This window comes from uncultured Pseudoteredinibacter sp. (assembly GCF_947502065.1).
Lineage (GTDB): Bacteria > Pseudomonadota > Gammaproteobacteria > Pseudomonadales > Cellvibrionaceae > Pseudoteredinibacter.
The window spans coordinates 1-230 of the sequence record NZ_CANMYE010000052.1 but is presented as its reverse complement, the minus strand read 5'-3'; the positions used below and the strand labels follow the sequence as shown (position 1 = coordinate 230).

Sequence of the window (230 nt, the reverse complement as noted above, 5' to 3'; positions counted from 1 at the left end):
TCGCCGGTTTGCGTACCAGCAACTACACCGGTAATGGCTGCTGCATCAGCGCCATCTACATCGGCGCCACCAACATCAGCTCTAACATTACCCGTCGCATTAGTAACAGCGTCAGTTGAATCGGTATCCGCATTCGCAACTGGCGCCGTATCAGTAATTAAAATATCCAACGTGCCGTTAGCTGTCGTACCATCGCTATCAGTTACGACGACCGCCAAGCTATCAACAAC

At 51.3% G+C, this 230-nt stretch carries 1 protein-coding gene; it reads right to left on the bottom strand.

Going from position 1 to position 230, the window contains the following annotated elements; all coding sequences use genetic code 11:
- Positions 1–230, bottom strand: a 230-nt coding sequence (locus Q1A41_RS20335) for a hypothetical protein (protein WP_299983011.1), incomplete at both ends; no start/stop codon positions are given.